Below are 21,053 nucleotides of genomic sequence, written 5' to 3'. Positions count from 1 at the left end.
ATGGAAACCATAAAAAATTATTTAGATAATATGTTCTCTAGACTACCTAAAACAAAAGAAATAGAAACATTAAAATATGATCTTTTATCAAATATGGAAGATAAATATGAAGAATTAAAAAAAGAAGGCAAAACAGAAAATGAAGCCATTGGTGTTGTTATCTCTGAGTTTGGTAATATCGATGAATTATTAAATGAATTAGATATAAATATTAATAATACTACTTCTATTAATATAAAAGACATCTCTCCATCTACTGATACTAACTTTCCAACTATTGGAGAAAAAGAAGCCTATAATTACCTAAAGGTTAGGAAACAAACAGCTTTATTTATAAGTATCGGTGTATTTCTTTGCATAACAGGAGTTTCCCTTTTAATATTACTTTATCAACTTATAGATAATAAAATAATTTTACAAGGCTTTTCTGACAATGCAACTAGCACTATACCTTTAATACCATTATTTATATTAGTTATTCCTGCTATTGCTTTATTTGTATATTCAGGACTTAAACTAGAAAAATACAACTTTATAGAAAAAGGTGAATTCTCTCTTTCTAGTAATGTTAATTTTTCACTTAATCAAGATTATGATCTATTTAGACCAAAATTCACTAAAGGAATTATATTAGGCGTTTGTCTTTGTGTTGTATCTCCACTTTGTATTTTTATAGGTAATATAATTAGTGAAAGTGCTACTGTATATGGAGTTTCTCTTTTATTATTCATAGTCTCATTAGCAGTAATTATATTTATTAATTTAAGTGTAATGCATGAAAGTTACAAGTTGCTTTTACAACTAGATGAATACAGCCCTAAAAATCGTGAAGCTAATAAAGTTATTGGTTCTGTAGCTTCAGTTGTTTGGCCAATAACAGTTGTGGTATATTTATTTATAGGCTTTGTATTTAAAGCTTGGCATATTTCATGGATAGTGTTTCCTATCGTTGGTATACTTTTTGGTTCATTCACTTCTATATATAAAGGCATTAAGAAAGTTTCATAGCAAAAATATTATATTATGCTAAATATCTATAGTATTTATCGTAATAATTATAAAAGCAGGTATACTATAAAACTAAAATAAGATTAGTTTTATAGTATACCTGCTTATTTACACAATTTTATATCATTTTCATAATTTAAAGTATATATCCCAATAAAATAATTCATAATAATTTCATATTCATTATAATAGTATTTAATTTTAATTTTTAAATCTATTTATTCTTAATATAATTTTTATTATAGCAATCTATAAGTTCTAATACCTTTATACCATCTATAGTCATTCCATCTATATTACAGTTCTCTATCTTTAAATCTCTTAAATCAGAGTCGACTATTTTGCTGTTAGTTAATTTACATCGCTCTATAATTATATTAGTATCTTCTTCTTTTACCTCTAAGTTAATATCATGTATATGAGCTCTCAATAATGAAACATGGCATATCTCAACTTCATTCATTCTAGAATCAACAAATATTGAACCATTCATATTTACATTTGTAAAACGGTTGTTCCCAAGATATGAATTTGAATATATATTCCCAAATAAATTAGTATTTGAAAATCTTGAATTACTCATATTAGACTCATATAAATCAGAAGATTCTATATTACATTCCCTAAAATTAGAATGGCTTATATCTTTATAACGTATATATTTAGATGAATCAGGTATATTCTTATTCAATATTTTAATATAATGTCTCTCTTCATCATCCTCCCCAATTAGCTTATATCCCATCTTTTCATAGAATTTATGATTTCTTGTACTTTCTTTTATTGTATCTAAAGTCCATATCTTCACATTATGGAAAATATCTTCTATAAGGTTAATTACTTTCTTACCTATACCTCTCCCCTGATATTCTGGAATAATATATAATCTATCAATTCTTGCATGTTCTTTTCCTGTATAAGATATAAGAGTTACTCCTATTAAATTTTCATTATATATTATCTTATAGTATTTATTATCCCAAGTATGATATCTTTGCATATCTATAGAATTATATCCTTGAATAAAAGGTTTGTTCCCATCTTTAAACCATCTTAAAGTTTCATTTTTTAAAATTTTGACCATCATATCTCTTATTTTTTCTAAGTCCTCGTCTAATACTTTCTCTAACTTTATACCTTTTAATTTTATATCATTTTCTTTTATTTTTAACTCTTCTATTCCTTTGATATTAATCCCCCCTTATAATCCTATTTTCCTTATGACTCTATATTATCACACTTTCCTTATTTTTCCATAAATTATTTGTATTTAATTAATTTATTATCCTAAAATAAAAATAACACTATATTTATTTTAGATATCATTAAATTTATATATATATATTATTACACTATCGCTTTAAGTAAATATAACTCAAATTAATATTAATTCGAGTTAATTACATAAATTTCAATTTTTTATTGACACAGTATTTGGATAATGATACCATATGTACATACCGACAGTATGTATGAAAACAAAGGAGTGATAATGTGGCAAGAAATAAACACCCAGAAGTTACTGTTAATAGGATTCTTGATGCATCATTAAAACTTTTTTTAGAAAAAGGTTATGAACAAACTACTATTCAAGATATAATCAATGAGCTTGGTGATTTAAGTAAAGGTGCTATATACCATCACTTTAAATCAAAAGAAGATATAATTGATGCTGTATCAGAACGACTTTTTGAGAGTACAAATAACGAAATACTTAGGATAAAATCTGAAAAAGGGTTAACTGGACTTGAAAAGATCCGTCGTATATATTACTTATCAATCCAAAATCCTAATCAAGAAAAACTAATTACAGCAGCACCAACACTTTTAAAAAATCCAAAATTCCTTGCAGAGCAAGTTATAACAAGTATAGAAGATGTTGCTCCACTGCTTAAGGATTTAATAGAAGAAGGTATTGAAGATGGATCAATTAACGCAGAGCGTCCAAAAGAATTATCAGAAATGTTGATATTATTATCAAATATATGGTTAAATCCAATGATTTTCTCTAATACATCAGAAGAATTAAAACAAAAGTTTTTATTTTTAAAAGAGCTTACTGATAATTTAGGTCTTCCTATATTTGATGAAGATATGATTAATATGATAGATAAGTATAGGGAACTTGTTTCTATATCTTAATATAACCAAAATATCCTGTCCTTTTTTGGGCAGCATATTTTTTAAACTTATACATACCAAACGTCGGTATATAAATTATGTAAATAATATTTTTTATATTTTAGGAGGATTTTTATATGGTCGAAAACAAATTATTTCACAGAAATTTTACACTAATTATTATAGGTCAAATCATTTCATTACTTGGAAATGCAACTTTAAGCTTTGCAATTCCTCTATATCTTTTAGATAGGACTGGATCTGGAACTATCTTTGGAGTAGTTATGGCTATTTCAATTATTCCTACTATCCTATTATCACCAATAGGTGGAATAATTGCAGATAGAGTTAATCGTCGTAATATCATGGTCATCTTAGATTTTATTACTTTTATTATTGTTTTATTATCAATTGCATTTATTAAAAACACCCCAATATTTTCAGCTGCTGCAACACTTATATTATTATCTATAATTAGATCATTTTATCAACCAGCAGTACAAGCGAGTATTCCTACAATAACTTCTTCTGATAATTTATTAAAGGCTAATTCATTAGTAAATATGGTTAATGCAGTATCTATGTTAATTGGACCTATTCTTGGTGGATTTTTATATGGACTTTTTGGAATTACACCAATTATACTTTTAGCTTCTATTGCATTCTTGCTTTCTGCTATTATGGAATTATTTATAAATATGCCTTTTAAAAAGAAAGAAATTACTACAAATATTTTTACGTCTGTAAAAAATGACTTTTCAGAAAGTATTTTATTTATAACAAAAGAAAAACCTTTCATAGCCAAAACTATAGGTGTAGCTGCATTTATGAACCTTACCCTTTCCTCAGCATTAATTATAGGTATCCCATATATTATAAATATTACATTAAATCTAAATAGTGAATTATATGGTATTGCTCAAAGTGCTATAGGAATAGGTGCATTAATAGGCGGTATATCAGTTGGAGTATTCTCAAAAAAATTAACTCATGATAAATTCCATATTCCATTATTCCTTGCAAGTATATTTATTCTGCCAATAGGAATTGTATTAATGCTTAATCTACCTGCTATGACTTCATATTTTGTAATAATCATTTCTGCATTCTTAGTTATGGCTTGTGCCACAGTGTTTTCAATTACAGCTATAACTTTAGTACAACAAGTAACTCCAAATGATATGATTGGTAAGGTTATGTCTTTTGTTACAACTCTTAGCATGTGTGCTCAACCTATAGGTCAATCTATGTATGGTGCATTATTTGATAAAGTATCAAGCCATATTTATATAATAATTTTTGTAACAGTTGCTCTACTTATTGGTATTGTTGCATTCTCAAGAAGGATATTTAAGAACATAGAAATACAATCTCAACCTTCCTTATAATTCTATCTAACAATCTATATTATTAAATGAAACCTCTAAGGATTATTTGTATCCTTAGAGGTTTTTTAATTATTTTAAGCCTATAAATAGTTATACATGTTTGTAAAAATTTGACTCAATTTGTAACTAAATTCTATTCAAATTTATATAATATATTATGTATTTAAACACAAGATTAGAAACGCTAATGAGATATGTAAAGCTAAAAAACATTAAAATTTATTAAATTAAATAATACGATGAAAAGGTGGAACAAAAATGGCTGAATTGATTACAAATAATTACCAAGGAGCAAATATTACAATAGCTCTAACTGGATTACCAATGACAATTACTGGTGAAGTTATAAGAGGACAAGCTAATGCAGTAACTCTTAGATTAAAAGATGGAAGATTAGTTACTATAGCACCAAATCTTATCGCTTTCTTCTATTAAATAGTATACTGTATTTAATAATCATTGGGCTGTTATTTAACCTATCAGCCCATTGATAAATTTATGTATATATGAGTTTCTATAAATTTGTATGTACTTAAATTTATAAAAATAAATTATTTTCATAATATTAGGAGGGCTATAAATAAAATGCCACATGATTTCGATGATTTAAAAAATATTGGAGATCCTCTAAAAGAATTATTTAATGATTCTAATAGTGGTTTTCAGGATCTTTCTTCTATAAAAGATATTATAACTCCATTAAAAGAATTAACAAAAGACGATTCTTTTAATGAATTATCTTCATTAAAAGAAGGTTTTGCTCCTCTTAAAGATCTTAAACCTGGACCTAAACCTGGACATGGTAAAGACGGTAAAGGTAAAGATAATGATAAAGATGGTAAAGACGGTAAAGATAAAGATCATGGCAAAGATGGTAAAGACAGCAAAGACAAAGACCACGATAAAGATGGTAAAGACAGCAAAGACAAAGACCACGATAAAGACAGCAAATATAAAGACCATGTTAAAGATGATAAAGACGGCAAAGATCATGACAAAGATAGTAAAGACGGCAAAGATAAAGATCATGGCAAAGATGGTAAAGGAAAAGATCACGAGGATAAAGACCATGACAAAAAAGGAAAAGAGCACTAGCATAAAGAGAAATATAATAACAATTATAAAGAACGTAATTGTTATTAATTATAGCAAAATTTCTTGCTATGATAGGTGAATCAACAATATTCATGATGCAATTACTTCAATAAAAGTTACTTTAATTGATAAAAAAATATTCATTATAATATTATATATTTTTCTTTTAAATATTATATTTTTAATGTGTTAGAGGGCTGTTAATAATCACCACAGTCCTTTAACAATTATTATTTTTATAGGTATTATTCTGCCTATCTAATTAACATATCTTATTATATATCAATCCTTTATTACCTCATATAGTACTTACTTTTTTATTATATTCACAAAGAATCCCTCTAGAACTCTACATATATTTTAAATATCTATATATGTACTAAACAAAAGATTGGAGGTAGTCACTTTATGGCTGTTATATTAATAATAGTTATAGCTATATATATAGCTATGATATTCTCAGTTAAATATCGTACTGCGATAGCTACCTTAGGTATAGGAGCTTTACTTTTATATACAACTATATTTGAGGGATATTCTTTTGCAGATGCTTTTAAATCATTTCCATTTGAGATAGTAGTATTAATCCTTACTCTTGCATTATTTTCTAAAATATTTGAAAATAATGGATTCCTAAAATTTATAGGAGATAAACTCAGTGAATTATCAAAAGGTAAAAAATTATTTATTATGATTGTTCTACCTTTGGTTATGTATGCAACATCGCTATTTATGAATAATTTAAGTGTAGTACTTTTATTTACTTTTATTTCTTTAACCCTTATACGAAAACTCGACCTCCCAGTCATACCTGTTTTAGTATCAGGGCTTATTGCTTCTAATATTGGAGGATGTCCTCTTCCTTGGGCTGATACTCCAGCAGTAATTATTACACTATATACAGACTTTACTATTATTGACTTTTTAACTAAAGTATTTGTGCCTTGTGCTATTTATGTTGTGCTCCTTATAATATATACCATTATATGGACTAAATTTTCTAATAAAAATTCAGAAGTTTGCTGTGATTCTAATTCAAGAGGCTTTTTGCATTACCATAAACCAAAGCAATTTCCTAGACCTCCTCATGCTAAAATTGGAATTGCTATTCCACCTCCACCCCCACCTTATGAGCCAGCACCTCATATAAAGATTCAGATGAAAGACTCTCGATTTAAGAATGTTTATCTACCTTTAATATTATTTGCTGGACTTATTACTGGTATTTGTATTGCACCTTTTTTCAATATCTCAATTTCTTATATTTGTATATTTTTCATGGGACTTACTATAATTTTTGTAGCAACAAATCCTGAAGAAATATTAAATTCACTTTCTGTTAATGACTCTATTATATTTATTTCTTCACTATTTATGATATCAGGTATTCTAGAGCACTTTGGTATACTAAAGATTGTAGTAACCTATATTCTGTCTTTTACAGGTGATAGCAAAATTTTAATTCTTTTATGTATTTTATTCTCTGCATTTATTATATCTACATTCCTTTCTGCTGGTCCTGCTACTGCAACTATTCTGCCTATATGCGTGCAACTACTTCCTGTAGTAGGTAGCAATTTTATATTTGCAGCATTAGCTTTAGGTATATTAGCAGGAAGCAGTATGTTACCTTGGTCTGCCACAGGTGGCCCGATAATGCTAAGTGAAGTAGATAGATATTTGCATCATTATAATATATCCAATGAAGAAGAAGTTAAAATAAAAGAAGTTTATAATCTAAAAAATTATATATCATTCTCAATACCTTTTGCACTACTTATGTTAATATGCAGTGCACTATATTTAGTAATATATATATCTATATAAAGTCTATTCAAAAAGTAACAAACCTTTGATAAGTTATATATATTATTATATAAATCCTTAGTAATTGTTAATATTTGTAAAATTTTCATTTATCAACTTACTAATTAATATTTACTAAAAATGTTTTATGATAAGGAAGATTTGTAAATAAGCTGACTTAAATTTTGATATTTTAAATATTAAAGAATATATTGATCTAAAGAATGTAATTAAAAGTTATTTTCAAATTCTTCCTATAATTAAATATTTCCTAACTTCATAAAAAATTATAATAAATTTAAATGAAATAAGGTGAAAATATGGATATTATAGTATTGTTACTATTAATATTAAATAATAAATTAAGCTATAACTTCTTTAATAGAACTAATACTTCTTTCTTTTTATTAATTATATTACTTTTAAATACTAGAAACAGAAATATTTCTTCTTCATCCCTAAAGAAAAAGAATAACTTTAATACAACCTACTGCAATTCTAATAAAGTTAATGCTAATGACCAAAATAAAAAAAGAACCCCTAAACAAAATAAAAAAATATTTATTAACCAAACCCCAAGTAAAAGCATAAGATCAATTAATAAAAATAATGATATCCATACTAAAACTAATAATTCAAAAAATATTTCTAAACCGGTTGTATCTAATTATAATTCTATAATTAGATCAAATCCTATGAATAATAAACCTAAAAATTATTATAATAAAAATTATAAATTTAATACTGATAAATATATGTCTATATTAGATGAACATACTGAAAAACCTTCTATTAAACCTAAAATTAATAACTTTAAAAATACTTATAAAAAATCTATATTAAACTCTGACTCTGTAATTAAGTCAAACTCTGTAAATAATAAAATTCAAAATAACTATAGTAAAAATAAATATGATAAAATTAATTCTAATAAATTTGTACCTACATTAGATAAACACTCTAAAGAAGTTTCTAATAATCCTATAATTGATAGCTTTAAAAAAACTCATGAGAATCCTACAACTAACAACTTTAAAAATACTTCTGATAAAACTACATTAAATTCTAATTCCACAACTAAATCAAACTCTAAACATAATTATATTAAAAACAACTATATTGAGAGTGATAAAATTAAGTCTAATGAAATCGCATCTATATTAAACGAATACTATAGAGGTTCAACTGTCTCTATTATAGTTCGTGATTTAGGCGTAATTACAGGAAATATTGTATTAAATTTGGACTCTGTAATTGCATTAAAGCTTAAAAATAATATAACTGTTTTTATTAATAAGGATTTGATTTCAAGCTTCTTTTAGATAGAATTTTATAACTTAAATATCACAAAGGGACTGTTTTAAGACAGTCCCTTAAAATTTTATAATATTGAGCTTATATAATCTGCTGCTTTTATTACATCTTTCTTTGATTCTTCATTAAGTGAAAATCTAATTCTTATTGGGAAATTAACATCAATCATACCTGTTGATTTTATTATTGAAGATGTACTTAAAACATTGGCATTAGTATTGTTTAAATAGTCTTGAATGATTTCAATAGGCTCTCCACTCCATCCAAATGATCCAAATGCACAAGCTGCCTTACCTTCTAAGTCCATTTCAGGTAGTTTCTTTAATATATTTTCAATTGAACCTATTAAATCACCATATCTTGTTGATGTACCAAATAATATTGCATCTGACTCTTTAATAGATTCTAATATTTCTTCTTCATTACTCTTGTCAGCATTAAATATAGCTACTTCAATATCTTCTGTTTTAAATTCTTCTTTGAATTTTTCTGCAATTACTTTTGTAGAATTTCTCATTGTTGTATAAACTATTGTAGTCTTCTTACCTTTTTTAGTCGCCCTACTTCTTTCATCATATATTGAAATATACTTTTCAACATTTTCGTCTATTATATATCCATGAGATGGTGCTATCATATCAATATCTAAATTCTTTACTATAGCTATCATTGGTCTTACATATTTCTTATGTGGTGACATTATAAGATCATAGTATACAGTAAAAGCTTCTGTTATGTCTAAATCTGTTTTGCTTAGTAAATACTCTTTAGCTATTAAATGTGTACTAAATATATCACAAGGAAATAATATTTTATCGTCAATGCAATACGTAATCATTGTCTCTTCTGTATGAAGATATGGAGTCATTCTAAATAGTAATGTTTTTCCTCCAATATCAAGAGTTTCTCCATCCCCTACGACTAAAAAGTTTCTATCATGTAATTTATATAATTCTTTTAAGTGGTAAACAGCTTCTTCACTGCAAACTATAGTTGCATTAGTAGCTTGTCTCGCAAGTCCTCCTAAAGCACCTGAGTGATCTGGCTCTGTATGATTTATTACTATATATTGTATATCTTTTAAATCAATAAATGATTTTAAATTTTCTATATATTCTTTTGTGTATATTAAATCCACTGTATCTATTACTGTTGGTTTCTCTGTCTTTAATAAGTAGCTATTATATGTAGTTCCATCTTCTAATATTAATCTATGAAATGGTACCTTTCTATCATCTATAACTCCTACTGAATAAATATTATTCTTTAATTCAACTTGTCTTTTCATTACTATTCCTCCTAAACTGAACAAATTCATTTGCTCCTGAATCAATCTTATGACCTTATTATAGTTAATCCTATTTAGGCTTTATGTGATTCAAAATAAAATATATAAAATAACTGATATCTAATATCAATTAATTTATATAAATTGATATCAAATAATTTTAAAAGAAAATAAAGCTATTAAAAGCTAATATTATGATAAAAAAATTAGAATTTAATATTTGTTTAAATAAAAGGCAGATCTGCATTAACTGTAGACCTGCCTTTTATAATATGTATTTAATTTATTTTGCTATTAATTTTCCAAACTTAATACATCTAACTTCATCTTCACCTTCTGGTAATTCTTTAACTATTAAACCTTCTGCTATAAGTTTTGCACCATAAGATTCAATCCTTTCTTCTAAATCTTTCATCCATGCGCCATCACCCCATCCCCATGAACCAAATAGTGCAACTTTTTTTCCTGATATATTACCTTCTAGTGCTTCAACAAAAGGTTCAACTTTTGTATCTTCTAGTTCTTCTGCTCCATATGCTGGACTACCAAATATAATAACTTCTTCACTCCTTAAATCATCAACTGATATTTCTGATAGTTCAACTAATTCTGCACTCTTTCCTTGCTCTTCAATACCTTTTGCTATTAACTCTGCCATTCTTTTTGTGTTTCCTGTTTGACTCCAATAAATTACTTTCATATTTCTTACCTCTTTCTTGATTCCTACTTTAAATTTATAACAACTGCTTTTGGTCTCGTCATTGATTTAATTGAGTATCTTATACCTTGTGTTCCCATACCAGAATTCTTTACTCCTAAGAAGGGAAAATGATCTGGTCCTCTTTCAGTTTTATTATTAACTTGTACAGTTCCAACTTCTAATTTATTAGCCACATAGAATGCATAATTCATATTTTCTGTAAATACTGAACTTTGTAATCCCTACTCTGATTCATTAGCTATTTTTATAGCTTCTTCAACATCTTTTACTCTTATTATTGGTAATACTGGTCCAAATGGCTCTTCCCAAGCAACTCTCATATCTAATGTCACTTTATCTAATAAAGTAGGTATAATTAAGTTTCCTTCTCTTTCTCCACCTTTTAATAACGTTGCGCTTTTTTCTTTTGCTTCTCCAATTAGTCCCATAACAAAATCTGCTGATTTTGAATCTATTAATGGTACTACATCTAAATTCCCACTATCCTCAATTGGATTTCCTACTGTTAATTTCTCTATCTCTTTAGATACTTTATCTACTAACTTATCTGCTACCTTATTTAAGACTAAAACTCTCTTAACAGCTGTACATCTTTGTCCTGAATATGAGAATGCTCCAGATACTATATTTTTAGCTGCTAAATCTAAATCAGCATCTTCTAAAACTATTGCTGCATCTTTTCCACCAAGTTCCATAAGAAGTGGTTTCATAGTTGTTATTTTTGAAATCCTTTGTCCAACTTCTGTACTACCTGTAAAGTTTACAAAATTTATATCCTTATGAGATACAGTATAATCTCCGATTTCGCTTCCCTTTCCTGTAATTGTATTTATAACGCCTGCCGGTACTCCTGCCATATCAAATACCTTTGCTAAGTATAATCCACTTAAAGCTCCTTGAGTTGCTGGCTTAAACACTACAGTATTTCCTGAAACTATAGCTGGTGCTATTTTAGAGGCTGCTAAATTTACTGGATAATTAAATGGTGATATTGCAAGTACTACACCAACTGGATCTCTATTTACAATTAAGATCTTATTATTTCTACCTCCTGGAAAACTATCTCCTAGAATACTTTCTCCTTCAATATTTTTAGCTGAATCTACTGTAAATCTTATAAAATCTGCTGTTCTAACGATCTCTGATTTTGCACTCTTTCTATCTTTACCAATTTCCATTATCATAAGATCAATTAATGGTTCTTGATTTTTAAGTAATATATCTGCTGTCTTATATAGAATTTCACATCTTTCATTTAATGGCATATCACTCCATGCTTTTTGTGCATTCTTAGCACCTTTTATAGCTTCATCAACATCTTCCTTTGACATGGCTTTAACTTTTCCTATCACCTCATTGCTTAAAGGTGACTTTATTTCAATTAGGTTACCTTCACTTGGAATCCATTCTCCATTTAATAGATTCTTAAATGTATCCCCATTTTCTTTTATCGTGTTTATCATATTTATCACTCCATTTATAATTTTCTTCTTAAGTTGTACTTACATGTTTTTTTCCAAAACTTAATTTATGAGCTAATTATAAATGCTAATCTTTCTTAAAAATATGATTCAAAATAAAAACTGAAAGTTTATATATAATTTCTTAATCCATCTTCATCTAATATACGTATTTGTTTTATTTTTACTATTTTTATTAAACCTTCTTCTTCAAAACTTCTAAGCTTTCTACTTAACGTTTCTCTAGTTACACCAACGCAGTTTGCCATATCTTCTCTTGACATTTGGATCTTAATTTCATTTTTATCTCCATTAACTTTATCGCTCTTTTCTAATAAATCTATTAGTAAATATGCAACCCTTGAATCTGCATCATTTGTAGCTAAGTTTTGTGCTAAATTTTCCATATTAGATAACCTTTCTCCTACGCTTTGTAATAACTTTATACCTATTTGAGTATTCTTAATTATTATCTTTTTCATTTCTTCGTTACTAAGAATACATATCTTAGTAACTTTTATTGCTTTAGCACTAAAGTTATGGATAGAGCTATTTACTAAGTTAAGCTCTCCAAAGAATTCACCTTCAGATAATATGTGCAATATTTGCTCTTTACCGTCTCTTGTATATTTATATAATTTAACTTTTCCTTCATTAACAAAAAACATATTATTTGCTATACTTCCCTCATCAAACAATATTTCACCCTTTGAATACTCCTTATGATTAATACTCTTTACTATTTCAGAAAGTTCATCACAATCTAAATTTTCAAATATAGGAACTTTGCTTGCGCAGTACTTTCCTCTACATTCATTACAACAATTCATACAATTACTATTCATATTAACCACCTTTTCATAAATTATTTTTTAAATCACATAAAGAGTAATCAGATTTAATTCCTAATTACTCTTTATCCATAATCATATATTTTAATTATATACTTTATTTAGTTTTAATTACGTAACATATATTACAGTATTATTTTGTTATATCATCACCCTTATCAAACATTTCAAAGTTTATATCTTCTTTATTTATTCCCATAGATACTAAATTCCTATACACACATCTCATAAATTCTGTTGGTCCACAGAAATAAAATTCACTATCTTTATCTAAATTCTCTTCCATCCACTCTCTACTTATTCTTCCAGATATGCACTCAGAATTATTTGATTCCTCTTCAGCAGCTCTTGTATAGAATATAGTACTTGTTATATTAGTATTTTCCTCACATAATTTTTCTATCTCATCTTTAAAACTATGATTTTCTAAGTTTTGTGTGCTATATATAAACTTAACATTCTTAGAAGTATTAGCTGCTTCATATGCCATAGTCAGCATTGGCGTCACACCTATTCCTCCCCCAATTAAAACAACATTTCTATCGTTATCTTTTAAAAAGAAGTTTCCAAGTGGCATAGTTATCTCAATAGTATCTCCTTCATTTACTTCATCAACTAATACTTTGCTTACATATCCATTTTCTTCTCTTTTTACACTAATTCTATAAAAATCATCTTTGTGATTCATAGATAAAGTATATTGTCTTGGCTTTGTATATGTATTGTCTTTATTTTTAACTCTTATTGCTATGAACTGACCTGCTAAGAATTTAGGTAGTTCTTTGCTGTCTAAATCTTTTATGTAAAATGAGTATATTCCAATGCTTTCTTCTATTTTCTTAACTACTTTAACTTCTTTGAATCCCTTCCATTTTAAGCTTTCCATTTTAAGTATACCTCCAATTATATTTCACTGCTTTTTAGCATTTGTCATCATTATAACTACAGGTATAAAAAAATAATGTGATTTAAAATAAAAAAGAGATACTTATTTAATTATGTATCTCTTTTAATCAGATCTATTTTATTATATTTCTATACTCCACATTAATAATTACGGAAACTTCAATATAATTTTCAATTTCTTTACTTATGTTTTTAGCTCCTAACCCCTATAAATTCTTGTAATCAAATAATTAATACATTGATAATCTTATTATTTGTTTTTGTTCATTCGTAACTTATACACCCTCTCTTAATAAATAATATTCATTAATTGCCTTTACAATACTATCTATCAATTACTATTACAAGATGATAATTTTAAAATATATTCATTGTATAATTTTTAGGTATTAATTATTTTATCTATTCCTTCATTTGCATAGATATACGTTTAATAAATTCACTTTTTGCTTGTTCAAATTTATTATGATCTTCAATATTTATTCCATCTATAAAGAAAGCTGTTTCATTTCCTGATAATTCAAATAATGATGTACTTAAATTATTTTTAATTTCACCTATAAATGGATATATCAATCCACCACATAATAAATTATTTTGCCTTAAATAATAACTCATATAAGTATGAATTTGAAAAAAATCACTCCGATCTACATCATCTTTCATAAACTTCATGCTTTTATATTTCGCATCAAGTACTATTACTCTTTCTTCTTTTTTCATGATTATATCTGGTATCATTTTTCTTTTAAAGAATGTATCCTTATAAACCTCTATTTCATCAGATGATATTTTCCACCCTTCATTTTTAAATCTTTTTTTCAAAATAGTCTTTATATAAATTTCCCATATTTCAGCCATATCAAGAAAAAATCCAATTCCATTTTTAACTTGCTGATTATTATATAGTATATCTTTACTTTTTATAATTAGCCAAGAAAAGTCTATTATATCTTTATATGGTAGATAAATTTTTTTATACTTAATACTGTTATACTCTTGTTGCGTTACTTTCTTTTTACTCAAATTCATGCTCTGAATCTCATGAATAATATCTTTAATATTTTTAGGAAGATTCAATATTGAAATTGAGTAGTACTTATTTAATTTATAATATGCTTCCATGATAATTCTAGCAATTACATAATCAACTTCTTTTTCATGGCTCTGAGATATTACTTTTCCTTCTGTATAATATGGTATTACTGTTTTCGGCATCAAAATTCTACCTCTTGCTCTATATCCTTTATGTTGCTTCTTTACAGTTTTTTTAGGTAATCCATGTTTATTTACAGAGCTTAATTTTTTTAACCATATTATTGCAATTAGCTTCTTTATTAAAATCTCTGAATTATTATTTTTACGTATACCAATCTGATTGTTTACTATTTTAATGTTAAAAATTTCTTCTACCATCTTAAAAAGAATTAAGTTCCCAAATCTAGGTTCAATAACCAATTCATATTCTTTATCATTGTAAACGAATTTACTCCTACCAATAAACCTCCCCGCTCTCCACTTTCCCTGTCTATAATCGTACTCAGCTAAAATAATATCTTCGTTTTTTTCTTTTCGTTTATCAAAATTAAATATATTGTTATCAAAATTATTATTTTTTATGAAGTATTTTAATGCTTCCTCCTCTTCATTATTTAAATTAAATTCTAAGCAATCCTTTGCTGATAATATTCTATTTTCCTCCATTTAGAAATATCTCCTTAAATGAGACTAATACGTTCTCTAAGGTATCTTTTTCTAAACTTCCTAAAAAAGCTTCAATTATAGGTCTAATAGATATATTCCATAATACTTCTGCAGGTCCATTCTTCTTAAATAAAGGGATATTCCTACTATACCCCGTCTTTCCATTAAATCCATTAGCTATATCAATTATTTCACCAAAGAAAGCATGACCTATTTCGTACTCCTTACCTAGCTCGTCCATTTTTCTTATTTGCTCATTAATCAACTTTGCATTTTCTTTAAATCTTTCTAAATCTAATTCTACTATCTTTAATCTGTCTATTTTTTCTCTTTTGCTTTTTATGATATTATTCAAAACATCCTCATTGAAACCATAGAAGAACCAAATAAAACGTCTACGTAATGCAAAATCTATTTGTTCTAATGAAAAATCTATTTCATTCATTGTCCCAATAATATATAAATTTTTTGGAACTTTAATATTAAATCCACCTATTGCCAAATCTATTACTTGCTCTCTATTCTCAATTCCTGAAAATAATTCCCCAAATAATCTAGCAACGTCAACACGATTAATTTCATCTAATATAAGAATATGAGGTATTGTGTCATCTTTTATAGATTCACACAAATTAAGAAAATATCCCTTAACAGACTCTGTCTGCCCATTTTTTAATTGCATTCCTGCAATAAAGTCTTCATAAGAATAATTATTATGTAACTGTAAATGATGTACATAATTTTCAACTTTTATATCTTCCTCAATATACTTTTTTATATTATCTTTATCTTGCAAAATATATTGTTGTAGTATAAATGACTTAGCTATTTTTTTAGCTGAATATGTTTTACTTGTTCCTGGAGGTCCATATAATATAATAGATTTTTTGTATTTTAAAGCTTGATACTCTGAGTAAGTTTTATCACTCATAACTGGATTCCATAGTTCTAATATTTTAGGATCATAAAAATTAAAGTTCTTTTCACCCTTATTATTATTTTCTATTGCTGACCTAATAACAGTAATCTTTTCATCTATATTTTCTTCTAAATCATTCTCATCTAATAATGATTCAAAAGTTGAAATCAATTGTGCCTTATGATTTTGAGCTATTATTGGTTCATATTTATCAGAATTACAAAGATGAAGCAGAATATTATACATAGCACATGATTTTTCAGTATCATCATTCCAAAACTTTCTAATTTCTTCATATTCAACATCATCACAATACATATCTGTATATTGTTTATAAATACAAGTACGCTCTATTATTAACTTACATTCTTCTATATCTTTAGGTTTATATTTTTCAAGAAACTGAAATAATTTTATATTGAAAACTATCTCGTTATATTTATTTTGTTTATGATATGTTCCCCCAGATCCAAATCCATTATCAAAATATTCCTGATTTAATATAGTCGCCTCATTTAAACATATTTTTGTTGCCTTTTCCTTACCATATTTACTTATATCACTAACAGCCATTGCCCATAGCCAGATAGCATGTGAAAGCACTAACTTTTCACTATCATTAGCATTTTCAAACTGTTCTTTAATTTTTTCATCAAAATTTCTTTTATCCAACATAGAATTATCGATAAATAATCTAATGCATTCATTAATATTTTCTTCAGATAAAATATCTTTATGACTTGTTAATATGCTATTTTTCTTTATAATAAATTCATTTATAAATTTATCAAAGTTCTCATAAATTTTCTTGCAATTTTCAATTCTCATTTCTCTCTTTCCTCTCACTTTATCTTAATATAAGAATACTATTATTTAACAACTTTTTCTATATTAATAATTAATCTATGTTGCATAGTATTTACCACAAAATATAAAACTCACTATTTCTACTCTGTATAAAGTACTTCCCTATTCTTCATTTTTACATAAAAAATAACTAAACAAAGAACTTGCTCGACTCTTATATTTATATTACTTTAATTCAAAATAATTATCCTCCTTCACTTTCAGTCACAGCCCTTTCCACTAACTACGCCTAAAGTCGTATATTAGGCCTTGAACATACGACTTTTTATCTGCTACTCTTGAAAGAGTCTATATTATCTATTGTAAGATACTCTAAAAGTCTATCTTTTTCCAATTTATGTACAATACATTCTTTTATTTTCTTCATATTTTTCCAAACAGTATCAACATAATCCCCCCCTACATCCAAACTCTATATATTTATATTTCATATTTCTCATATCCCCTCACCCTTTAGAACTCCCATAAAACTTTACACATTCATCCTTGTCGGAATTTGTATTATCAAACAAAAGCCTCGACTTCTATTATATTTACACCTTTTCATATACATAATTTTCTTAATATTACTCCTATCTATAATATTTTTTCTTAATAAAATACTTTTCTTCGATACTTCATTACAAATATCACATTTTTATTATATAGAAGAAGTTTTTGTTACGCACATAACTATAAACGCTTTTGAACCCCACGTCTAACGCAGGGTTTTCTAAACAAAAGTACCCGCTAATCATATTTATGATAGCGGATACTTCTATACTACTTGTGTAATTTGAATTGTTTTTTCGCATATAGAATCATTTGGTCTCTCTAAATATATATTAAAGTTAATAAAAGCTGATTCTATTGTTTCAACCATTTGTTGTATTTGCTTTTGCTTATTTCCAATATAATGATACATTAAATATCTAGTATCTACTACAATACCTTGTACCTTTTCAAATGTATGTCCATTTGATTTCCAATCTCCTGTAGCTTCTCCTATGAACGCATAATTGCTAGATAAATTAAAATAATTTTCATTTTTATTATAAGGTATAAGAAAGGCATTATATACAACTATATTTTCACCGAACTTTTGTTTAAATTTGTTTTCTGTATGAACATACTCCCCATACGTAATTTGCTTATTTATTGATGTAGACTCTGGTAAATGTTTTAGTTCTCCTGTAATACCATAACGATAATATTTTGCATCCAGAATATATATTTTATTTTCTTTAACCATAATAGTATCTGGTTCTAATGCATTATTATTTCGTATTTTTCCACTACTTAATGTCCACGTAGTTCTAGGGAAGTACCATTCTTTATTTTTTACCCCAAATGCCTTATCTATAAGTTTTTCCCATACATATTCAAAATAATCTGTCCCAAAATAAAAATTTTTTTGAGAAGAATGTTCATCAATATAATTTATCATATCAATCATACTCTGAAAAAGCCTCTTATCCTTATCATTAAATGTATGTCTCAATTTGTCATTAACAATTGAAAGGAACATATTTTTTTGAAATGGTAATGTTGGCTTTTTAGGCATACTTGTAGTAAAAAGCCATCCTAACTTTGTAAAACTCTCATAAACACAATACTCATGTATTTGTGTTATTAGATTTCTATCCTTTTGTGCTGAATCTCTTATTTGTCGTTGTAAATATACAGGTGATCCATTAGCTTGCATAATTGGCCTTTGATATTTTATTGTTCTCCCCCAATCAGTTTTACCACGATCTCCAACCTTAAACTGTTGTTCAGTCTCTGTATAGTAGTTCTTTCTTTGCATAAAATAATCAATAATAGTCATATATGCATTAATAGGAAAATTAACTGTCTGAGCCTCAATAAATTTTCTTATAGATATTAACTTGTCTTTTTGTTTTGTAAACTCAGCTAATATAGAAATTAAATTAATAATATCACGTCTAAGTTCTTGATCTGTGTTTGGCAACTCATATCCAATTGGAAAGTATACTGCCGCATTATTTTCATCTACCTTAACTCCAACAAACCTGTCTCCATCATCATTTGTATTAACATGACACCTTTTAAACAAATCCAATTTATCCATCTCTACTAACTTCCTATTCTTCATTTATACCTAGATTAAATAAATCTGTTTTAAATACCTTAAATCTTCTGTTTCCTCTTTCTTTTTTAAATTGCTTTATCACATCTTCTAAGCTATGATATTCTTCAATATTAAAAATTATTTCGCGTGAAAATCTAAATGCATCATCCCATAAATATTTAAGTATTTTTTCTGGGAATTTTGAATTTTGTCGTATTGCAACTATTCTTTCATTATCAGTTGCATTTTCATCAATTTCTTTTGAATCATAAGTTAAATCATTTTCTCTAACAAAATATGCACCAAGGCGTTTATCTTCTGCAGATGACATTCTATAATTTGTTTCTAATATTAATGAATTTATTATCTCATTAAATTGTAACCATGACACATTAGTATCAAGTATTTTTTTATTCGCATATTTAACTAATTTAACATTATTTTCTATTATCCTCATGCTCCATCTACGTTGAAATGCTGTATCAAGCGTAAATACATTTTGATCTGATGTATTCATGGTAGCAAGAATATTCATATTAGATGGCAGTTCTACTAAATGATTTTCATCATTATACACAACCTTAGCAATATCAGCATTTGAAATTCCATAAACACTTTTTCCATCTTCATCTCTATCAAGTAATTGAAATACTTCCCCAAAAATAGCTGGAGCATTTCCTCTATTAATTTCTTCAATAATTAAATAGTATTCATTTGATCCATTATTTTCTGCTTTTTCAAGCAATCTCGTGAATGGTCCTGGATTAAAATTATACTTGATCATACCATCTTCATTTAAACATGGCAGTATTTGACCAACAAAATCAGAATATGTATAATCAGGATGAAATACAATACGTTCTATTTTATCACGTTCATTACAATAATTATTTTTAATTGTATGACTTTTCCCACTTCCTGGAACTCCATAAAGCAAAATATTCTCTCCACCTTTTATTCGGTTTTTCTCATTAATTCCATTGTTATAAGATGTATATTCACCTAAATTATACTGTGATATATGTTCATTGAGTTCGTTTATATTCCCATCATGAATCCATTCAGAATTTTGAATATAAAAATGTAAAAATTCCTTTCTAAATGCACATGCTAATTCATTATTTCCTTTTCTTTGCTGCGCAAATCCTTCAATTGTTGCTTTCCTAATTGTTTCATTTTTAATTTGTTTTGATAAAGTATTGCTAGCTGTAGAATACTTTAATTTCCATGCGCAAATAATAAAATCATTTATATTACTATCAAATATTAATCCTAATAATATTGCTTTTTCACCCTCAATCAACTTATTATATGCATAATTATTAGATACCCCTTTAATCTGAACGCGTTGTTCATAAGATAAATTTTCTCTTCCACCAAATGTTAATCCTTTAACACATATTATTATAGGATTATTAAAAGCACTACTATTGATCAAGTAAAGTTCAGGATTATTATCTATTTCCTCTACAGTTGAAGTTTGTCCATATAAATTAAAAATACTTTCTAATTTTGTTCTCATAATTCTTTTTTC

At 26.6% G+C, this 21,053-nt stretch carries 16 protein-coding genes and 1 pseudogene; 7 read left to right on the top strand and 10 right to left on the bottom strand.

What is annotated here, in order from left to right; translation table 11 throughout:
* Entirely contained in the window at positions 1-1,008 is a 1,008-nt protein-coding gene (locus tag K5V21_RS10465; RefSeq protein WP_221861205.1) for a permease prefix domain 1-containing protein, read from the top strand.
* A 214-nt stretch (positions 1,009-1,222) separates the two neighbouring features.
* On the opposite strand, the gene K5V21_RS10460 is transcribed toward K5V21_RS10465, so the two are convergent.
* Complete coding sequence (locus K5V21_RS10460; protein ID WP_221861204.1) at positions 1,223-2,095, bottom strand: GNAT family N-acetyltransferase; 873 nt, start codon at positions 2,093-2,095, stop codon at positions 1,223-1,225.
* Between the two features lie 407 nt (positions 2,096-2,502).
* Between K5V21_RS10460 and K5V21_RS10455 the strand changes: the two genes are divergently transcribed.
* The 6 genes from K5V21_RS10455 (at position 2,503) to K5V21_RS10430 (ending at position 8,740) form a co-directional block, all read left to right on the top strand.
* Complete coding sequence (locus K5V21_RS10455) at positions 2,503-3,150, top strand: TetR/AcrR family transcriptional regulator (RefSeq protein ID WP_221861203.1); 648 nt, start codon at positions 2,503-2,505, stop codon at positions 3,148-3,150.
* Between the two features lie 116 nt (positions 3,151-3,266).
* Positions 3,267-4,517 (top strand): MFS transporter, encoded by a 1,251-nt coding sequence (locus K5V21_RS10450; RefSeq protein ID WP_221861202.1) that lies wholly within the window; start codon positions 3,267-3,269, stop codon positions 4,515-4,517.
* A gap of 258 nt (positions 4,518-4,775) precedes the next feature.
* Positions 4,776-4,952: a hypothetical protein gene (locus K5V21_RS10445; protein WP_221861201.1), complete on the top strand. Its 177-nt coding sequence runs from the start codon at positions 4,776-4,778 to the stop codon at positions 4,950-4,952.
* Positions 4,953-5,102: 150 nt separating this feature from the next.
* Positions 5,103-5,612: a hypothetical protein gene (locus K5V21_RS10440; protein ID WP_221861200.1), complete on the top strand. Its 510-nt coding sequence runs from the start codon at positions 5,103-5,105 to the stop codon at positions 5,610-5,612.
* A 408-nt stretch (positions 5,613-6,020) separates the two neighbouring features.
* Positions 6,021-7,439 carry an ArsB/NhaD family transporter gene (locus tag K5V21_RS10435; protein ID WP_221861199.1) on the top strand — a complete coding sequence of 473 codons (1,419 nt, stop codon included), beginning with the start codon at positions 6,021-6,023 and terminating at the stop codon, positions 7,437-7,439.
* Between the two features lie 299 nt (positions 7,440-7,738).
* Positions 7,739-8,740 (top strand): hypothetical protein, encoded by a 1,002-nt coding sequence (locus K5V21_RS10430; protein WP_221861198.1) that lies wholly within the window; start codon positions 7,739-7,741, stop codon positions 8,738-8,740.
* Positions 8,741-8,799: 59 nt separating this feature from the next.
* Here the strand turns inward: K5V21_RS10430 and K5V21_RS10425 are convergent, their stop codons facing one another.
* From K5V21_RS10425 to K5V21_RS10380, 9 genes and pseudogenes are all read right to left on the bottom strand, one after another.
* Entirely contained in the window at positions 8,800-10,020 is a 1,221-nt protein-coding gene (locus tag K5V21_RS10425; RefSeq protein ID WP_221861197.1) for an FprA family A-type flavoprotein, read from the bottom strand.
* A 283-nt stretch (positions 10,021-10,303) separates the two neighbouring features.
* Entirely contained in the window at positions 10,304-10,720 is a 417-nt protein-coding gene (locus tag K5V21_RS10420) for a flavodoxin (protein ID WP_221861196.1), read from the bottom strand.
* A gap of 23 nt (positions 10,721-10,743) precedes the next feature.
* A pseudogene (locus K5V21_RS10415) lies at positions 10,744-12,204 on the bottom strand (NADP-dependent glyceraldehyde-3-phosphate dehydrogenase).
* Between the two features lie 128 nt (positions 12,205-12,332).
* Positions 12,333-13,046: a Crp/Fnr family transcriptional regulator gene (locus K5V21_RS10410; RefSeq protein ID WP_221861195.1), complete on the bottom strand. Its 714-nt coding sequence runs from the start codon at positions 13,044-13,046 to the stop codon at positions 12,333-12,335.
* Between the two features lie 139 nt (positions 13,047-13,185).
* On the bottom strand, positions 13,186-13,938 hold the full coding sequence (locus tag K5V21_RS10405; protein WP_221861194.1) for an FAD-binding oxidoreductase: 753 nt from the start codon (positions 13,936-13,938) through the stop codon (positions 13,186-13,188).
* Positions 13,939-14,360: 422 nt separating this feature from the next.
* A complete protein-coding gene (locus tag K5V21_RS10400; protein WP_221861193.1) occupies positions 14,361-15,662 on the bottom strand; it encodes an McrC family protein in 1,302 nt (433 codons plus the stop codon).
* Positions 15,649-17,409 carry an McrB family protein gene (locus K5V21_RS10395; protein WP_221861192.1) on the bottom strand — a complete coding sequence of 587 codons (1,761 nt, stop codon included), beginning with the start codon at positions 17,407-17,409 and terminating at the stop codon, positions 15,649-15,651. Before K5V21_RS10395 ends, K5V21_RS10400 begins: the two co-directional genes overlap by 14 nt.
* Positions 17,410-18,205: 796 nt before the next feature.
* Complete coding sequence (locus K5V21_RS10385; protein WP_221861191.1) at positions 18,206-19,519, bottom strand: LlaJI family restriction endonuclease; 1,314 nt, start codon at positions 19,517-19,519, stop codon at positions 18,206-18,208.
* A gap of 13 nt (positions 19,520-19,532) precedes the next feature.
* The gene (locus tag K5V21_RS10380; RefSeq protein WP_221861190.1) at positions 19,533-21,041 is read right to left on the bottom strand and encodes an AAA family ATPase; all 1,509 of its coding nucleotides are present in this window, start codon (positions 21,039-21,041) and stop codon (positions 19,533-19,535) included.
* Between the last annotated feature and the right edge of the window lie 12 nt (positions 21,042-21,053).

It is taken from the genome of Clostridium sardiniense (assembly GCF_019753795.1).
GTDB classification, from domain to species: Bacteria; Bacillota; Clostridia; order Clostridiales; family Clostridiaceae; genus Clostridium; species Clostridium sardiniense.
Note: the sequence above shows the minus strand (reverse complement) of the source record. Positions and strands in the feature narration are given on the sequence as shown.

Bases quoted from the DNA above. Each gene is read 5' to 3' on its own strand.
- K5V21_RS10440 (WP_221861200.1), top strand. From the start codon at position 5,103: ATGCCACATGATTTCGATGATTTAAAAAATATTGGAGATCCTCTAAAA.
- K5V21_RS10405 (WP_221861194.1), bottom strand. From the start codon at position 13,938: ATGGAAAGCTTAAAATGGAAGGGATTCAAAGAAGTTAAAGTAGTTAAG.
- K5V21_RS10385 (WP_221861191.1), bottom strand. From the start codon at position 19,519: ATGGATAAATTGGATTTGTTTAAAAGGTGTCATGTTAATACAAATGAT.
- K5V21_RS10450 (WP_221861202.1), top strand. From the start codon at position 3,267: ATGGTCGAAAACAAATTATTTCACAGAAATTTTACACTAATTATTATA.
- K5V21_RS10425 (WP_221861197.1), bottom strand. From the start codon at position 10,020: ATGAAAAGACAAGTTGAATTAAAGAATAATATTTATTCAGTAGGAGTT.
- K5V21_RS10460 (WP_221861204.1), bottom strand. From the start codon at position 2,095: ATGATGGTCAAAATTTTAAAAAATGAAACTTTAAGATGGTTTAAAGAT.
- K5V21_RS10445 (WP_221861201.1), top strand. From the start codon at position 4,776: ATGGCTGAATTGATTACAAATAATTACCAAGGAGCAAATATTACAATA.
- K5V21_RS10400 (WP_221861193.1), bottom strand. From the start codon at position 15,662: ATGGAGGAAAATAGAATATTATCAGCAAAGGATTGCTTAGAATTTAAT.
- K5V21_RS10465 (WP_221861205.1), top strand. From the start codon at position 1: ATGGAAACCATAAAAAATTATTTAGATAATATGTTCTCTAGACTACCT.
- K5V21_RS10430 (WP_221861198.1), top strand. From the start codon at position 7,739: ATGGATATTATAGTATTGTTACTATTAATATTAAATAATAAATTAAGC.
- K5V21_RS10420 (WP_221861196.1), bottom strand. From the start codon at position 10,720: ATGAAAGTAATTTATTGGAGTCAAACAGGAAACACAAAAAGAATGGCA.
- K5V21_RS10395 (WP_221861192.1), bottom strand. From the start codon at position 17,409: ATGAGAATTGAAAATTGCAAGAAAATTTATGAGAACTTTGATAAATTT.
- K5V21_RS10435 (WP_221861199.1), top strand. From the start codon at position 6,021: ATGGCTGTTATATTAATAATAGTTATAGCTATATATATAGCTATGATA.
- K5V21_RS10410 (WP_221861195.1), bottom strand. From the start codon at position 13,046: ATGAATAGTAATTGTATGAATTGTTGTAATGAATGTAGAGGAAAGTAC.
- K5V21_RS10380 (WP_221861190.1), bottom strand. From the start codon at position 21,041: ATGAGAACAAAATTAGAAAGTATTTTTAATTTATATGGACAAACTTCA.